The sequence below is a fragment of the Bradyrhizobium paxllaeri genome, assembly GCF_001693515.2.
GTDB classification, from domain to species: domain Bacteria; phylum Pseudomonadota; class Alphaproteobacteria; order Rhizobiales; family Xanthobacteraceae; genus Bradyrhizobium; species Bradyrhizobium paxllaeri.
Genome location: NZ_CP042968.1, coordinates 7,302,411 through 7,318,919 on the forward strand (window position 1 = coordinate 7,302,411; position 16,509 = coordinate 7,318,919).

General features: G+C 63.4%; 14 protein-coding genes. 1 reads left to right on the top strand and 13 read right to left on the bottom strand.

The window, feature by feature from the left end:
• Nucleotides 1-108: 108 nt before the first annotated feature.
• From ftsH to ybgF, 3 genes are all read right to left on the bottom strand, one after another.
• Nucleotides 109-2,031 carry an ATP-dependent zinc metalloprotease FtsH gene (ftsH, locus tag LMTR21_RS34935; protein WP_057858637.1) on the bottom strand — a complete coding sequence of 641 codons (1,923 nt, stop codon included), beginning with the start codon at nucleotides 2,029-2,031 and terminating at the stop codon, nucleotides 109-111.
• A 265-nt stretch (nucleotides 2,032-2,296) separates the two neighbouring features.
• Complete coding sequence (tilS, locus tag LMTR21_RS34940) at nucleotides 2,297-3,331, bottom strand: tRNA lysidine(34) synthetase TilS (protein WP_065752046.1); 1,035 nt, start codon at nucleotides 3,329-3,331, stop codon at nucleotides 2,297-2,299.
• A gap of 50 nt (nucleotides 3,332-3,381) precedes the next feature.
• Nucleotides 3,382-4,521 carry a tol-pal system protein YbgF gene (gene ybgF / locus LMTR21_RS34945; RefSeq protein WP_148636040.1) on the bottom strand — a complete coding sequence of 380 codons (1,140 nt, stop codon included), beginning with the start codon at nucleotides 4,519-4,521 and terminating at the stop codon, nucleotides 3,382-3,384.
• A 180-nt stretch (nucleotides 4,522-4,701) separates the two neighbouring features.
• Between ybgF and LMTR21_RS34950 the strand changes: the two genes are divergently transcribed.
• On the top strand, nucleotides 4,702-5,574 hold the full coding sequence (locus tag LMTR21_RS34950; RefSeq protein ID WP_065752048.1) for an alpha/beta fold hydrolase: 873 nt from the start codon (nucleotides 4,702-4,704) through the stop codon (nucleotides 5,572-5,574).
• A 48-nt stretch (nucleotides 5,575-5,622) separates the two neighbouring features.
• Here the strand turns inward: LMTR21_RS34950 and pal are convergent, their stop codons facing one another.
• From pal to LMTR21_RS35000, 10 genes are all read right to left on the bottom strand, one after another.
• Nucleotides 5,623-6,114 carry a peptidoglycan-associated lipoprotein Pal gene (gene pal / locus LMTR21_RS34955; RefSeq protein ID WP_057838504.1) on the bottom strand — a complete coding sequence of 164 codons (492 nt, stop codon included), beginning with the start codon at nucleotides 6,112-6,114 and terminating at the stop codon, nucleotides 5,623-5,625.
• Between the two features lie 311 nt (nucleotides 6,115-6,425).
• Nucleotides 6,426-7,166: an N-acyl amino acid synthase FeeM domain-containing protein gene (locus tag LMTR21_RS34960; RefSeq protein ID WP_065752049.1), complete on the bottom strand. Its 741-nt coding sequence runs from the start codon at nucleotides 7,164-7,166 to the stop codon at nucleotides 6,426-6,428.
• 146 nt (nucleotides 7,167-7,312) lie between these two features.
• On the bottom strand, nucleotides 7,313-9,643 hold the full coding sequence (locus tag LMTR21_RS34965; protein ID WP_065752050.1) for a putative bifunctional diguanylate cyclase/phosphodiesterase: 2,331 nt from the start codon (nucleotides 9,641-9,643) through the stop codon (nucleotides 7,313-7,315).
• Nucleotides 9,644-9,821: 178 nt separating this feature from the next.
• On the bottom strand, nucleotides 9,822-11,150 hold the full coding sequence (gene tolB, locus LMTR21_RS34970; RefSeq protein WP_065752276.1) for a Tol-Pal system beta propeller repeat protein TolB: 1,329 nt from the start codon (nucleotides 11,148-11,150) through the stop codon (nucleotides 9,822-9,824).
• A gap of 87 nt (nucleotides 11,151-11,237) precedes the next feature.
• Complete coding sequence (locus LMTR21_RS34975) at nucleotides 11,238-12,170, bottom strand: cell envelope integrity TolA family protein (RefSeq protein ID WP_065752277.1); 933 nt, start codon at nucleotides 12,168-12,170, stop codon at nucleotides 11,238-11,240.
• 52 nt (nucleotides 12,171-12,222) lie between these two features.
• Nucleotides 12,223-12,699, bottom strand: a complete 477-nt coding sequence (locus LMTR21_RS34980) for an ExbD/TolR family protein (RefSeq protein WP_065752051.1) — start codon at nucleotides 12,697-12,699, stop codon at nucleotides 12,223-12,225.
• Nucleotides 12,700-12,736: 37 nt separating this feature from the next.
• A complete protein-coding gene (gene tolQ, locus LMTR21_RS34985) occupies nucleotides 12,737-13,450 on the bottom strand; it encodes a protein TolQ (protein WP_065752052.1) in 714 nt (237 codons plus the stop codon).
• Nucleotides 13,451-14,094: 644 nt separating this feature from the next.
• Nucleotides 14,095-14,853 (bottom strand): serine acetyltransferase domain-containing protein, encoded by a 759-nt coding sequence (locus LMTR21_RS34990; protein WP_065752053.1) that lies wholly within the window; start codon nucleotides 14,851-14,853, stop codon nucleotides 14,095-14,097.
• Between the two features lie 339 nt (nucleotides 14,854-15,192).
• Entirely contained in the window at nucleotides 15,193-15,684 is a 492-nt protein-coding gene (locus LMTR21_RS34995) for a DUF2852 domain-containing protein (RefSeq protein ID WP_057835135.1), read from the bottom strand.
• Nucleotides 15,685-15,793: 109 nt separating this feature from the next.
• On the bottom strand, nucleotides 15,794-16,504 hold the full coding sequence (locus LMTR21_RS35000) for a TetR/AcrR family transcriptional regulator (RefSeq protein WP_065752054.1): 711 nt from the start codon (nucleotides 16,502-16,504) through the stop codon (nucleotides 15,794-15,796).
• Nucleotides 16,505-16,509 lie beyond the last annotated feature (5 nt).

Consider the following 16,509-nt stretch of genomic DNA (forward strand, 5'->3'; position numbering starts at 1 on the left):
TTCGTTACGCGGAGTGTGGATTGCTTCGCTTCGCTCGCAATGACGGTGGTGGCACAAAAAAACGCGGCGTCTCCGCCGCGTTTTCGTCGTTCAGAACTGGGGGCCGCTTTACGCCTGCGGCTGCGGCTCCAGACCCGGGTCCGGATCGGGACGCGGGCGCGGCTTGCCGGCGGGCGGCACGGCCGAGGCGCGCGGCGTGCTCGGCTCCAAGACCGACTCGCGGTTGGGCTTCTTGCCCTTCAACAGGTCGATGATCTCGTCGCCGCTCAGCGTCTCGAATTCGAGCAGGCCCTTGGCCAAGGTCTCGAGGTCTTCGCGCTTCTCGGTGAGGATCTTGGTGGCCTCGTTGTAGCCTTCCTCGACCAGCCGCTTGATCTCCTTGTCGATCTTCTGGACGGTTGCTTCCGAAGCGTTCTGCGTGCGCGAAACCGACATACCCAGAAACACCTCGTCCTGGTTTTCGCCATAGGACACGGTGCCGAGCTCTTCCGACAGGCCCCAGCGCGTCACCATCATGCGCGCCAGGCGCGTCGCCTGCTCGATGTCGGAGGCAGCGCCCGAGGTGACCTTCTCGCGGCCGAAGATCAGCTCTTCCGCGACACGGCCGCCCATCATGATGGCAAGCCGCGAGGTCATCTGCTCCAGCGACATCGACAGCTTGTCACGCTCGGGCAACTGCATCACCATGCCGAGTGCACGGCCACGCGGAATGATCGTGGCCTTGTGGATCGGATCGGTCGCGACGACGTTGAGGCCGACGATGGCGTGGCCGCCTTCGTGATAGGCCGTCAGCAGCTTCTCTTCCTCGGTCATGACGAGCGACTTGCGCTCGGCGCCCATCATCACCTTGTCCTTTGCTTCCTCGAACTCGGCCTGCGTCACCATCCGCTTGTTGCGGCGGGCAGCGGTCAGCGCGGCCTCGTTCACGAGGTTCATCAGGTCGGCGCCGGAGAAGCCCGGGGTGCCGCGTGCGATGGTCTTGAGGTTGATATCCGGCGCCAGCGGCACCTTGCGGACGTGAACCTTGAGGATCTGCTCGCGGCCGACGACATCCGGATTCGGCACCACGACCTGGCGGTCGAAGCGGCCGGGACGCAGCAGCGCCGGATCGAGCACGTCGGGCCGGTTGGTCGCCGCGATCAGGATCACGCCTTCATTGGCTTCAAAGCCGTCCATCTCGACCAGCAACTGGTTGAGGGTCTGTTCGCGCTCGTCATTGCCGCCGCCGAGACCGGCGCCGCGATGACGGCCGACCGCATCGATTTCGTCGATGAAGATGATGCAGGGCGCGTTCTTCTTGGCCTGCTCGAACATGTCACGGACGCGCGAAGCGCCGACGCCGACGAACATTTCGACGAAGTCCGAACCCGAGATGGTGAAGAACGGCACGTTGGCTTCGCCCGCGACTGCGCGCGCGATCAGCGTCTTGCCGGTGCCGGGAGGGCCGACCAGCAGCACGCCGCGCGGAATCCGTCCGCCGAGGCGCTGGAATTTTCCGGGATCGCGGAGGAATTCGACGATCTCCTGCAGGTCCTGCTTGGCCTCGTCGACGCCGGCGACGTCCTCGAAGGTGACGCGGCCATGGGCCTCCGTCAGCATCTTGGCGCGCGACTTGCCAAAGCCCATCGCCTTGCCGGCGCCGCCCTGCATCTGCCGCGACAGGAAGATCCACACGCCGATCAGCGCAATGAAGGGCAGCCAGGAAACCAGCAGCGACACGAACCACGGCACGTTGTCGCCGGGCGGCTTGGCGGTGATCTGGACCTTGGCGTCATAGAGACGCTTCACCAGCGTCGGATCGCTGGGCGCATAGGTCTGGAAGCTGGAGCCATTGGTGAAGGTGCCGTGAATGTCCGGCCCCTGGATCACGACATCGCGGACGCGGTTCGCGTCGACCTCGCTCAAGAGCTGCGAGAACGAGATGTCCTGCGAGGACGTGCGCTGACCCGGATTCTGAAAAAGCGTGAACAATGCCAATAGCAGCAAGACAATGATGACCCAGAGGGCGAAGTTGCGCAGATTGGCGTTCATTGATCTTCCTTCGTGGTCGCGCGGATCGCGGCCCTATGTCCTTGGCAGTAACCTTGAGTATTCCTTGGGTAGTGAGGCGAGAATCCCCGGTCCACTGCACCCAATTTAGGTGGCGCCCGGGTCAATGCCAAGGGAACCACTCAGGACTATTTAACGTATCTTAACGCGATTCCCGGTCAAAAAATGACGCAAAAATCAGGGTTTTTCCGGGGTGGTTAAGGCTCTTCGTCCCGAGATCGCTGTTATTTCGATATGGGGACGTTTCTCAGACTCTGCCACCCCGGCGCGGCGGCGCTGGATTAACATGAATTCGGCCTTCGATCAGGCTGATTGCCGCCCCGGCAAGCGTCTGTTTCAACCGTGTCTGCTTCTCGCCGTTGGCAATGGCGTTGTCCAGTACCGCCAGCAGCGCCTCGAGCTTGCCGAGTTCCGCCGGTCCTTCGTAACCGGCCCGGTCGATGGCGCGCTTGAGCAGCCGAAGCCGGATCTCCTCGGGCAGACCGGCAAACGCGCCGGCATCGAATCCGAACCGCGCGGCATCATCGCGATCTCTCAACGCGAGATAGCACTCGGCGCCGTCGGCCAGCACTTCGATCGCGGCATTCGCCCGCGCCAGTCGCGATGCCAGCCGCGCCAAGTTTCGGCTGTCACCGCCCTCCTCCGCCAGAACGGGCATCAACGCGCGCAGCCGCGGCCGCGTGAAACTCATGTCGCGATTGGTGGGATCGTCGGCAAAGGCGATCCTCGCCTTGTCCAGCGTCGCAACGAGGCGCGATTTCGGAACGTCGAGCAACGGTCGCGCCAGCCACACGCCCTCGCGCTCGCTCTCGCGCGCCATCGCCGCGAGGCCAGCGATGCCGCTGCCGCGCAGCATCCGCATCAACAGCGTTTCGGCCTGGTCGTCGCGGGTGTGCGCGGTGAGAATGTGCGTGGCGCCACTTGTCCTCGCTGCTTTCGCCAGCAGACGATAGCGCGCCGCGCGGGCTGCGGCTGGCACGCCGGTCTTCGGCTTGGGCCCGGTCCAGCGCAGCGTGCGATGGGGCACATCGAGCGTGCGTGCGAGACGTTTGACGTCACGCGCCTCGCGCGCGGCCTCGACCCGCAGGCCGTGGTCCACGGTGACGGCGATCAACCGCGGCCCGCGCGGCGCAGCGCGGCGCCAGCGGGCGGCAAGCCACATCAGGGCAAGCGAGTCGGGACCGCCTGATACCGCAAGCACGAGCGCGGACGCAGCCTTCCAGGGCGCGAACAGCTCTTTCGCTTGCTGTACCGAGATCGGCGCGTGGTCGTCGTCAGGCATGTCATCGCCAGTCTATTCGAGGCCGACAGCGGCCTCGACCGGCCAATGCTTTAGCACTTAACCCGCTTCTGCTCACGATCGACGGCGGCTTTGACCCCGGCAGAGGCGCGCGGATATTTCCGCGTCACCTCGCCGAGCGCCGCGCAGGCGGCTTCCTTTTCCTTCAGCGCCGCCAGCGACTGGCCGAGCCGCAGCAGCGCGTCGGGCGCCTTGCCCGATTTGTCGTATTTGGAGGTCACGCCGAGAAACGTTTCGGCGGCGTCGCGGTATTGCTGGCGCTGGAAATAGCTTTCGCCGAGCCAGTATTGCGCATCCCCGATCAGCGGGTCGCTCGGATATTTCTGCGAAAAGTTCTTCATCGTCTCTTCGGCCAGCGCATAGTCCTTGCGCTGCATGTAGCCGATGCCGAGATCGAACTCGTCCTTCGACGTGGCCGAGGGCGGCAGCGTGGTCAGTGCGGCGCTGGCGCCCGGACCGGGGCCACGCTGCGGCGCGGCTGCAGCCGGCGCGCCGGCATCGCGCGGACCGCCGAGATTGAGCGGCTCGCCCGGACCGCGTCCGCCGGGGGCGCCGACGGAAGCTTCATTCGAGATCGGCATCTGGCCGCCGCCAAGCGCGCGCGGCGCACCGGGGGCGTTGGGATTCTGGCTGGGATCGAATGCATCGCCACGGCGACGGCCGCCCACCTGCGGAGCTGCCGGGTCCTGTGCGATCGGCGCGGGCGAGGCGATCTGCGGCTGCTGGTCATAGCCGGGCTGTGCCTGCGGATACCCCTGCGGCTGACGAGGCCCCTGCTGCGGGTAAGCTTGCTGCGGATAGGCCTGCGGCCCTTGCGGCGGGCCCGGCTGCGCAACTGGCGGCGCCGCGGCCGCGCTGGGCTGCGCCTGCGGAGGCTGACCGCCCGGTGCCGGCGGTGCGGCGCCGAGCTGGCGCAGCCGTTCCTCGAGCTGCCGGTTGCGGTACTGCAGTTCCTCGTTCTGGCCGGTCAGTTGGCGGAGCTGCTGTTCCAGCCGCTGGATCCGCATTTCCGCGTCGGCGTCATCGGACTGTGGCTGGCCCTGCGGGTAGCCTTGCGGAGCGCGTTCGCGCTCCCACGGGAACGTGATCTGTGCGGACGAGGGTTGCACGGACAAAGCCAGCATCGCGGCCATCGCCGCAGCGCCGGTAACGTTGAGGAATCTGGATGACATTTTGCCCTGATGACGAAGCCGTGTGTCAAACGAAAGCAGAACACATTGAGAGAGCGAGTACGCCGGAATTGTGACTGGCATTTCCGAATCCGGACGCCGGGTTCCGGTATGGTTTAGTATCTCCTTCAAGACAAGCCGCCCAGCCCAGCGGACCGTTCACAAATCGAGGGAGACCCACGCATGCACGTATCCGTGAACGGGGTTCGGCTGTTCTTCGATGTCGAGGGTGCGAAGCTGGTCCCGGACGGGCCCATCATGCGGGAAAAGCCCACCTTGCTGCTTCTCCACGGTGGCCCCGGCTTTGATCATTCAATTTACAAACCGGCCTACTCCCCCCTCTCGGATATCGCCCAGATCGTCTATCTCGACCATCGCGGCAATGGCCGCAGCGAGGATGGCCCGCGAGAGGGCTGGACGCTGGCGCAGTGGGGCGACGACGTGCACGCGTTCTGCGAGGTGCTTGGCATCACCGAGCCGATCGTGCTCGGCGCCTCATTCGGCGGCATGGTCGCATTGGCCTATGCGACGCGACATCCGAACCATGCTTCGAAGCTGGTCCTGGTCAGCACCGCGGCCGCCGGCGACGAATATCTGGAGCGACGGGTCGAGCTGTTCGAACGCTTCGGCGGACCGGAGGTCGGCGCGCTGGCGCGGCGGCGCCTGCTGGAACAACGGGGCCATCCGGACCAGACTTCGGTGGAGGCCTGGGCGCGGCTGGCGATGCCGCATTACACGCGCGTCCCGCGCGATCCCGACATGGGACGCCGCGCCATCAACCGGCCGCCGGTGCTGCAATGGTTCACACGGCCCGACGGCGAGAGCCACAACTACAATTTCTTCCCCGACCTGGACCGCATCCAGTGTCCGACCCTGGTGCTCGGCGGTGAGGACGATCCGATGCATCCGATCGAGAGCCAAGCCGACATCGCAGCCGCGCTGCCGCCGCATCTGGTGCGGTTCGAACGATTCGCTGACTGCCGGCACGCATGCATACAAGACGCACCCGAACGCACGCTGGCCACAATCCGCAACTTCATCCTGCGCCCAAAATGAAACCGGCGCCCGAAGGCGCCGGCTTGAAACTCTGCGAGGTCGAATTCGTCAGGCGCCCGCGTTCAGTACCGTGACGGCGCGGCGGTTCTGCGACCAGCAGGAGATGTCGTTACAGACAGCGACCGGACGCTCCTTACCGTAGGAGATGGTGCGCATGCGGTTCGGGTCGATGCCGCGCGAGGCGAGATAGCTGCGCACCGACTGGGCGCGGCGGGCGCCGAGCGCGATGTTGTATTCGCGGGTGCCGCGCTCGTCGGCATGACCTTCGATGGTGAAGGAATAGCGGTTGTAGGTCTGCAGCCACTGCGCCTGCTTCTCCAGCGTGGCAATCGCCTGCGGGCTCAGATCGGTCTGGTCGCTCTCGAAGAACACGCGGTCGCCGACATTGACCACGAAGTCCTGCTGGCTTCCCGGGGTGGCCGCGCTCGCCATCGCGCCGTCGGCGCCGACGTTGTTCTTGGCGCAGGCGCCCATCGACAGCGCCACAGCGACCACAGCCGCCAGCTTCCATCCCTGGAGGATACGCATCTGATATTTCATTCCGGAGCCTCCAACGCTCACGTTTTTCGACTGTTACCCGGTCTACAGGCCGATGGTTAAGCGAACGTTCCGTCAACCTTGATGGAACCTTGCCAGGCTCGCTCAAATGCCGACAAACCGTGAAAAGCGACTGCGATAGTTAATGGTTTGTAAATGTGGCGCGATGGTGAAAGCAAGGGCACACAGGCCGAAATCACCGGATTTGAGCGTTCAGCATCGCCGGGACGGGACCGGCATTCAGGAATATGAACCGCCGCGCCGGAGAACCCGCGGGGTCGCGCAGCCGGATCTGATTCGCCGTCGAGCCAGGTTCAGGAAGTCAGAACGATCGAGGGCCGCTCGAAGGAGGAGACAACGCCGTGTGGCGACGAATGTCGCTCGCCGTCGCGCTCGAAGAGCATCCGCCGCTCGGCCGAGGTCGAACGCATGATGGGAAAACGGGCCAATACCTTATCCCGCACAGCCCCGAAATCGCAGGCCATCAAGGCAACCTTGTGGGATATGATCGGAATCGGACGCGGTTCAGCGATGGCTTCTTGCAAGAAGACTCGGCGGTAAAACGCCTGATGCTCGGCGCGAACGAGCGCGAGCCCGGTGTCGGCGTTGAAATAGGCGCACGCCATATAGCCCAGCCGCACCGTCAGGTAGGGAAGTTCCGGAAACCGCCCGGCTTTTTCGGGGTCGGCAGCCAGGCGCGACGGATCGACGAAAACCTCCCCTTTATCGAGGCGAGGATGCAGCACATCGCCGAACAAATCGGTGGTGTGGGACATCCGCCATTCCGACGTCAGGACATGGAGGCGGACGGAGCTGCAGAGTTCTCCGTCAATATAAATTCCGAACGTCCGGGCGTTGGGAGCATCATCATAGGGATCGTGGACGCGCTCGGACTCTGAAGGCGGGATCAATCCGCCATTCAGATAGGCTCTGTAGCGCAACGAATTGATGAGATCTCTTTCCTCGGCAGTTTCGACAAGTCGGTATTCGACGCGATCCAGAAGCCGTGATCCCCAAACAGAGTGCGAAGCACGCGTTTCGACTCCGGACTTCATCCAATACTCCTTGAAAACACTCAACAACCTGTGCGGGCACGAAAAAGCTTAACAGCTTCTTAATGCTTTGCAAACGAATCACCACGTTAGGGTTAAGCCTTCCGGCTACCCAACGTGGGCGATTTATCCGTATTTTTGCGGGGAAATCAGGCGATCGATCGCGAGGCGATCGCGCGAAGCTGGTCGTCCGGAGCGCGGCGGCCGTGCGAGGCATTCAGCAACTGGCGGACCCGGACCGCGGGCACCGGCGGGCTGAACAGATAGCCCTGGGCCTCGGTTACCGCACCATCGGCGCTGATCAGTTCGAGTTGCTCGTTGGTTTCGATGCCCTCGACCACGACAGACATTCCAAGATCGGCCGACAGCCGCGCCACGCCGCGCAGCAGCGTCAGCGGACGGTCGGTGTCGATCCCTTCCAGGAAGGAACGGTCGATCTTCACTTTCTGCAACGGGAAGTTGTGAAGATAGCTTAGGCTCGAATAGCCGGTGCCGAAGTCGTCGAGCGAGATCCGCACGCCGAGCGAATGCAATTGCGACAGCACGTCATGCGTTACTTGCGTGTTACGCAGCAGCGAGGATTCGGTGATCTCGATTTCAAGCCGGTTCGCCGGCAGGCCGGAGACCTCGAGCGCGTAGCGGACTTCGCTCAGCACGTCGCGCTGGTGGAATTGCTGGGGCGAGAAGTTCACCGCGACGCTGACGCCTTCCGGCCATTTCATGCATTCCATGCAGGCCTTGCGCAAAATCCAGCGGCCGAGATCGACGATCAGGCCCATGTCCTCGGCGATCGGAATGATGTCGGTCGGCGACACCGTGCCGCGCACCGGATGATTCCAGCGCAGCAGCGCCTCGCAGGTGGAGATGCGGCCCGATTTGAGGTTGACCAGCGGCTGGAAGAACAGTTCGAACTCCTCGTTGGCCAGCGCCTTGCGCAGGTCAAGTTCGAGGATGCGGCGGGATTCGACGACCTGCGCCATCTCCTCCCGGAAGAAGCAGAAGGTGCCGCGGCCGTCGGCCTTGGCGCGGTACAGCGCCATGTCGGCATTTTTCAACAGCGTGTCGGCGCTGACGCCATGTGAGGTCATGGCGATGCCGACGCTGGCGCCGATCTCGACCAGATGATTGTCGATCTTGTAGCGCTCGCTCAGGCGATCGACGATGCGCCGGGCAAGGCCGGCAGCATCCTCGGACGAATGGATGTTCTGCTGGAACACCACGAACTCGTCACCGCCGAAGCGCGCCACGAAATCCTCGGGCCGCAGCATCTCGCGCAGCCGATCGGCCACCGCGCACAACAGCTGATCGCCGCAGGGATGGCCGAGCGTGTCGTTGACCTGCTTGAACTGATCGAGGTCGACGAACAACAGCGCCGACAATTGTTCGGCGCCCTGCTGAACCGCCAGAAGATGTCCGATTTCGTCGCGGAAATTGACCCGGTTCGGCAGTTCGGTGAGCTCGTCATAGCGCGCCAGATGGCTGATCCTGGCTTCCGCATCCTTGCGCTCGGTGATGTCCTCCACCAGCATCACGGTGCCGCCGTCGGCCATTGGCTGGAAGGTCCAGGACAGCGACCGGTTCTTGTTGAAATCCGGATCGGTGGTGATGATGTCGCTGGCGCGGGAGTACTCGACTTGCTGCAGAATGAGGTCGGCGCTTGCCCCCGAAATCGCCCCGGCGGCGACGCAGGCCAGGCAGATATCGGATACGTTGGCGTCTCGCTGCACGAAGTCATCAGACAAATTCATCATCTTGCTGAAGCGGTGATTCATCACCGCAAGCCGGCCATCGGCGCGAAACATGCACAGCCCGTGCGGCATGTTGTTCAGCGCGGTATCGAACTGGCCGGCCAGCGCCGCTTCGCGCTCGCGTGCGACGAGCGCCTGCATGAAAATTCTGTGCAGGTTGGCCGAAAGTTTGATGAGGGTCACGAGGAACACGGCGGTGACGACCGACATGGCCACGTAATAGGGCGTGCCGCGCAGCGCCAGCGCGATGACAGTCGTACCCAGGGCAAGGAGAAGCTGCAGCCTGAATATCCACTGCCGCCCATAGGCCCTGCCCGCGCCGCCGGCGAGGAGTCCGATCGTCACGGACAAGGCAATCATGTGGGCCACGGCATCGTCGGTGCTCAACAGCGTGGTGCTGCACCATATTCCGATCGCAACGGCCTGGATCATGGCCCCGACCTGGTAGCGCGTCGCCCACAACGCAGCACCATCGGCAGTGAGGGTCGACTTGCGCGCCTGGTAGAGCTGCAGATCGATCGCCCGGACAACGCCGGCAAGGGCGAGCAGCGCGACACACGCCCAGATGAGGTCGTTTCCGGTCTTCAGCGCGGTCATGGCCGCAGTGATCGTCGCGAAGACGATGCCCACATGCACCGTCCCCGGCGTTTCGAAGAGCGAATCGATCAACGCCGCGCGAATGGACGGCGGTGTCTCCTGCTCGGGTATTTCTCGCTGATCGGCAAGCTGCATTTCGGGCGCACGTCCTTTGGAATTAGACGTTGTACCTATCGCAGATGAAGTCTTTCTGAGGGAACATCGTTAGCGAGACGTTGCTACCGATTGGTAAACGAAAAAATTTGTCCGCAAAATCAGCGGGCTAGGCAATGTTTGCCGATTAACGATTGTGCTCCCGCGCGTGCGGGTTCCATCAGGACAATAGCGGCGACCATGCCGGATCGGAGGCGAAACCGGGCGTTGGTACCCGCAATTCGTTACGACCTGAGATATCGACCGTGTACAGCGACGGCCCGCCGCTGCCGCCGGGATCGCGGAAAAACATCACCACCCGCCCGTTCGGCGCAAAGGTCGGCCCCTCATTGTGGAAGCCGGAGGTGAGGATGCGTTCGCCCGAGCCGTCGGTCTTCATGATGCCGATCGCGAACGCGCCGCCGCCCTGCTTGGTGAAGGCGATGTAGTCGCCGCGCGGCGACCAGACCGGCGTCGAGTAGCTGCCTTCGCCGAACGAGATGCGCTGCGCGCCGCCGCCATTGGCCGGCATCACATAGATCTGCGGCTTGCCGCCACGATCGGACTCGAAACAGATCCGGCTGCCGTCGGGCGAATAGGACGGCGAGGTGTCGATCGCCGGCGTATCGGTCAGCCGCGTCGTCGATTTCGAGCGCAGGTCCATCACGAACAGGTTGGAATTGCCGCCCTGCTGCAGGCTCATGATGATGCGCTGGCCATCCGGCGAGAAGCGCGGCGAAAACGACATGCCGGGGAAGTTGCCGACGATCTCGCGCTGCCCGGTCTCGACGTTGAACAGATAGACGCGCGGATCACCCTGGCCGAATTCCATGTAGGTGATCTCTTGCGTCGACGGCGAGAACCGCGGCGTCAGCACCAGATCGGAGCCCTTGGTGAGATAGCGGACATTGGCGCCGTCCTGATCCATCAGCGCCAGCCGCTTGACGCGGCGCTCCTTCGAGCCGGTCTCGTCGACGAACACGACGCGGCTGTCGAAATAGCCCTTTTCGCCGGTCGCGCGCTCGTAGATCTGGTCCGAGATGATATGCGCGATCCGCCGCCAATATTCCGGTGAGGTGAAATATTGCTGGCCCGCGAGTTGCTGGTTGGTGTTGACGTCCCAGAGACGGAATTCAGCCTTGAGTCGGCCGTCGGGCTGCCGAGTCATACGGCCGGTCACCAGATAGGTTGCATTGATCTGCTTCCAGCTCTGAAAGGTCGGCGGGTTGTCGGGATTGCTGATGCGCTCGATGAAGGCGGCCGGATCGATCGGCGCGAACAGCCCGCTGCGCTTGAGGTTGTTGGTGATGACCTGCGCCACGCCGACGCCGACCTCGGCATCGCCAGGCGTGCCCGCGACGAAATTCGGGATCGCGATCGGTTGCGGGGTGAACTCGCCCTCGGGAATGACGATCCGCTTCGGCGCTTGCGCAAAGGCATTGCCGCCGGCGACCGCGCCAAGTGCCGCCATTCCGGCAATGATCTGACGGCGGCTCGGGCGATACAGCATGTTCGGCAATCCATCTTTGTCAGTCATCGCTTCAAACTTTGCTCATATCTGTCATTGCCAACGAGTGTCCGCCACGTGACAAAACCGTTAGACTTTTTCCTTGAACACCGGCGAGAAATATTTCCACTCTTCGTAGAAGGCCGCTGGCAGCTTATATGGCTGGCATTCGATGATCGCGCGCAGTGCGCTTTCCTGATAGACGCGCAGGAAGGGCGTCGCCGGCGTTCCCTCAGGAACCGGCGAGCCTTCGAGCGTGCCGTCGCGCTTCAGACGAATGGCAAATGCCGCTTCAGGCCTCTGCGACTCGATCCCGCCATAGGGTTTCTTCCAGCATCGCTCGACCTGGCGCTGGAACATCGAACCCCAGGTCGCGGAATTGTCCGCGGCCGTGCCCTTGGCAAGGCCCAGCGCCGCGTTGGAATTCAGCGTGTCGCCGGTCGTGGCCTGGCGCGTCGGATCACGCTTGTCGAGCAGGGCCGCGATCTGGTTCTGATCGAAGTGACGTTCCACGATCCTCTTCTGCGGCTCCGGCGGCTTGGCCGCCTGCACCGGCTTCGGCGGCGGCTTCTTCTCTTCCTTCTTGATCGCCTCGGCGATCGGGTCGGGCTTGACCGGTTCGGGCTTTTTCTCGACCGGCTTCGGTTCTTGCTTCGGCTCTTCCTTCGGCTTCTCGACGACCTTTGGCGGATCGGGTTTCTTCTCGACCGGCTTTTCTTCGACCTTCGGCTGCGGCGGCGGTGCGGTCTCGGTCACCACAGGCGCCTTCTCGCTGATCTTGCCGACGGTGTCATCGACGAGCTTCGCTTCGGCGACCTTCTCGACCAGCGGCTTCGGGTTCTCCTTCTTGCCGGTCTTCATGCCGGCCATCACCTTGGCAAGCTGGTTGGAGTCAACGACATCAACCGCAACCGACTCTTCCGGCGGCATTTCGAGCGCCTTGGTCGAGAACGACAGCATCACCCACCCCAGCACGAACACGTGCAGGGCAACGGAAGCCATCACCGTCTTGTCGACCTTGATCTTCACCCGAGTTTTCCCGCTCCCCCCTCAGCCATCATACGCCATTCCATGCTCAGGAGCCCTGCTCCGGCACGATGACGATATTCGCCTTGAACCCCGCCTGCCGAATATACCCCAATAGTTTCATCATATCCGTGTAACAAACGTCCTTGTCGCCCCGCAGGTATACCACGCGCTCGGCCTCGGACCGGGTCTCCTTGATCGCCGTTATCTTGGGCAGGAGCTCATTGGCCGGAATCGGCGTATCCCCGAGATAAAGCTCGACGTTGGAATTGCAGGCGCCACCGGTGCGCTTGACCGACAGCGTCAATGGCGGCGCGTTGGCCTGGATCTGCTTGCCACCACCGGCGACGGGAAGATCGATATCGATGCTCGAGGTCATGAGCGGCGCCGCCACCATGAAGATGATGAGCAGCACCAGCATCACGTCGACCATCGGCGTGACGTTGATCTCCGCCATCACGGCGGCACGACGCCGGCCGCGGCGTCCACCGCCACCGCCTGCCGAACCTGCCATGTTCATCGCCATGATCGTGATCTCACGCTGCGCTCGTCATGTGCCGTTCTCACGCCCGCTCGTCGATCTGGCGGGACAGGATGGCGGAAAATTCGTCGGCAAAACCTTCCAGCCGCTGCGCCTGCCGATTCACTTCGGACGTGAACTTATTGTAGAAAATGGTCGCGGGGATGGCGGCGATAAGACCGATAGCGGTCGCAAACAGCGCTTCCGCAATGCCGGGCGCGACCACTGCCAATGAAGTGTTTTTCGAAGCCGCGATCGACTGGAAGCTCGACATGATGCCCCAGACGGTTCCGAACAGGCCGACGAACGGCCCGGCCGAACCGACCGTTGCGAGCACCAGGAGCCTCCGCTCCAGCCGTTCGACCTCGCGGGCGATGGAGACGTTCATCACCTTCTCGATCCGCATTTGCAGTCCGGCGAAGGAACGCGACTGGCTCTCGAACGAGCGTTTCCACTCGCGCATGGCCGCGACGAAACACGCCGCCATCGATTGCGTCGGCTTGGCCGACAGCGCGCGGTAAAGCTCCTCGATCGACTGCCCCGACCAGAACGCCTGTTCGAAGCGATCCATCGCACGCTTGGTGCGCGAATAAAGGAAAATCTTGTCGATCGCGATCGCCCAGACCCAGACCGAGCAGGCGAGCAGGCCCAGCATGACCGACTTCACGACCCAGTGGGCCTGCATGAACAGCGAGATCAGCGACACATCGGCCGCGATCATCGGCAAAGCTGACGGCGCCACGTCGGCGGGATTCATAAGCGGTATCCTCTCAACGCAAGTGTCCCTAATTCCTCCGGGAGCAAATGGCTGCCGGTTCCACGGCCGCGCGTTGGGCGCGGCGATTTGCGCCAGCGCGAGAAGCCTCTTTCCTGTCGCATGGGGGGCCCGCCGAAAGCCGGGCCCTGCTTCCCCTGCCAACATGTCAAAACGAGGGCTGTCAGCGCGTCATTCCGTCCCTAACCAGACGCTAAGCTTGGTTAACTTTAGGTTACCAAAGGGAAATCCGACAGGCGGAAATCCAGCCCGGCCGGACGGTTGCGAGCCGGGAACCGGGGTTCCATGGGGCTGTCCCGACGGGTTGTGGCTGGGCCGGTGGCCGCGCCTTCGGGCGGCCTGAAGCGTAGCCTCCTCAGGATGGAAAGTCGCTAGTTCTCACCGCGTCATTGCGAGCGCAGCGAAGCAATCCACGCCTCAGCCCGGGGATAGATGGATTGCTTCGCTGCGCTCGCAATGACGCGGAAATAGATTCGCGATCTCGCGACATGTTCGCAGTGCGCGGGCAATTTGTAGCCCGCATGAGCGCAAGCGATATGCGGGGACACTGTTCCGGGGTCGCTTCCGCCTAGGCTCGTTGAGCTTCGGCGGACAAGTCGCTCGCCCGGGCTACAGACCACGCGCGCTCAGGTGAGAACCGTCTCCGGGCAATTCGTCAAATGCGCAGGGATACCGACGGCGGTGTAGCCCGCGGGTACATCGTGCTCGACGACCGCGCCGGCGCCGATCTTGGCGAAATCGCCGATGCTGACATCACCGATAATGGTCGAGCCGCCGCCGATATAAACGCCCCTGCCGATCTTTGGCGCGCGGTCCGGCTCCGAAGTTTTTCGGCCGATGGTGACATTCTGCAGGATCGTCACGTCGTCGCCGATCACGGCAAAGGCGCCGATGATGATGCCGGTGGCGTGGTCGAGAAACACCGACGTGCCGATCGAGGCCGAGGGATGAATGCTGACCTGAAGCTGATCGGACGACAGGCTTTGCATGAGCAGCGCGAGATCTGTGCGGCCTCGACGCCAAAGCCAGCTGGAGACGCGAAAGGCCTGCAGCGCGACGTAGCCCTTGAAGTTCAGAAGCGGCGGCAGCAGCGTCGTCTTCGCGAGATCGTGAACGGCGATGATTTGCAGATCGCGGCTCGCCGCGTCGATCAGGTCGGGCGAAGCCGCGAAGGCGTCACGGGCGAACTGGGCAATGCGTGCGCGATCCGCCTGGCTCCTGCCGAGCCGCGCGCCGATCTGGTGCGCCAATGCGCCGGCAAAATCGGGATGATCAAGAATGGTTGATGACAGCGACGCGCCGAATACCGGGTCGCGCGCGAGGGCGATTTCGGCTTCACGGCGGATCGAGTGCCAGAGCTGATCGACGGATAGCATTGCATTCATGACAGCCGCCCAGGATGAACTCTCCGCACAATATAGACCGGCGGCGGAATATCGCTAGCGGAGGGCGATGAGCTGGCTTTCGCAGACTGCTCCACTCTCCCGCTCGCGGAGGCCGAGACGAACTCGCTCTGAGGTCAGACTCGTGGAGAGACCCCCACCCCGGCCCTCCCCCGCAAGCGGGAGAGGGAGAGCAGTACCGTTGCGGGCGCTAGATCGCATCACATCTTCGACGACAATAAAAAACAAACCGCCCACCTGCTTTCGCAGATGGGCGGCTGTATCCGCCGTCAGGCGTCATGGGGGCATCACACCCGCGGCTGAACCTTGCTGGCCGTTAGCTCAGCCCTGCTGCGGCTGGTCGTTCGGCGGGGTCGGACGCTGCTTGTGCTGCGCCATGAACTGGTCGAACTCTTCCTTGTCCTTGGCGTGGCGCAGGCGGTCGAGGAAATTCCTGAACTCGACCTGCTCTTCCTCGAGCCGGCGCAAGGTCTCCATGCGGTACTCGTCGAAGGCGCGGTTGCCGCTCGAGGGCTGGCCAAAGCCGAAGCCGCCGAAACCACGGCGCTCCATGCGGTTGCGCATCCGGTCCATCTTGTACTGCATCCGCTCCATCTTGTTCGCCCAGCGATCGTCGTGACTCCAGCAACCCATTTTTCTGCTCCCTAGTGTGAAAAAGAGAAGGGCAAGTCCGATCGGCCACCAGATGATGAAGCCGAGGATGGTCACCACAATCCAGCCGGGGTGCCAGGGGCTTTCAAGCATATGCGGGCGTTGGCGATAGGTCTCTTCCGTCGGGCCGCGCCAGCGATTGACATCTGCGGTGTAGGCCATTTCCCTCTCCATGACGGCGATCACGCCGTTGTGAATGTAAATAACATTTACATACCTAAACCATCCAGCGTTTTTGTCAAGCGCGCGGCGCGCCGCACCTTGCAGAATTTTATTTGGGAGTTCCCCAGGGACCCGAAGAGCCGCCGGCCGGGGGAACGGGCGGCGGGCCGGACGGCCGCCGGTCGGTCGGGAAGCCGAGGCCGCGCAAATAGATCAGCACCTGCGCTTCCAGCAGATCATCGGGCGACATCGGCAATTTGCGCCGCGCGCCATCGCCACGGCCGAACAGCGAGGCCACGCCGTGCGCCATCGACCAGATGTGCAACGCCATCATCATCGCCGGCGGCCGCGGCACGCCGGGCGGCGCCATCGCCGCCAGCCGCTCGGCAGCCGCGCGGATGAGAGCAAAGGCGCGTTCGCTCGCGGCCATCAGGGTCGGGTTTGATTCAACGGGAATGCCGGATTCGAACATCGCCGAATAGAACGCGGGTTCGTTACGGGCAAAGGCCAGATAGGCCTTGCCGACCCGCTCGAACGCCGTGACGGTATCCGGGCGGCCGTCGTCCCAGGCTTGCGTGAGCATGGCCTCGAACTGCTCAAAACCGCGCTGGGCGATCGAGGACAGCAATTCATCACGGTCGCGAAAGTGCCGATACGGCGCGGCCGGACTGACGCCGGCCATGCGCGCGGCATCGGCGAAGGTGAAGCCGGCCGGCCCCTTCTGCGAGATCAGATCGAGCGCCGCCTGCAGCAACGCTTCCTTCAGATTGCCGTGGTGGTAGCCGCGCTCGCTGCGGCCCTGGTCCTTGCGCCAACTCATGTAAA